The organism is Paenibacillus sp. TSM33, assembly GCF_056099025.1.
Genome location: NZ_JBLZXB010000084.1, coordinates 1 through 245, shown reverse-complemented (window position 1 = coordinate 245; position 245 = coordinate 1). Strand labels below are relative to the sequence as shown.

Genomic DNA, 245 nt, shown 5'->3' with positions numbered 1-245 from the left:
GCTTAAAGGAATATTCTAAAACGCAATTTCGTTTCGGTATCCAGTTTTCAAGGTGCAATATTGAGAGTTTGAACTCTCAAAACTGAGCAACGAGTGAGTAACAGGCCTAAACCTGAGTTTTGAAGCTATGCTTCATATTTGAATGTTTCCATCGCAGGAAACGATTCTCCATAGAAAGGAGGTGATCCAGCCGCACCTTCCGATACGGCTACCTTGTTACGACTTCACCCCAATCATCTACCCCA

At 42.9% G+C, this 245-nt stretch carries 1 rRNA gene; it reads right to left on the bottom strand.

What is annotated here, in order from left to right:
- Positions 1–174 precede the first annotated feature (174 nt).
- Positions 175–245: ribosomal RNA gene (locus ACN6NF_RS25995) — 16S ribosomal RNA — on the bottom strand; the annotation flags it as partial.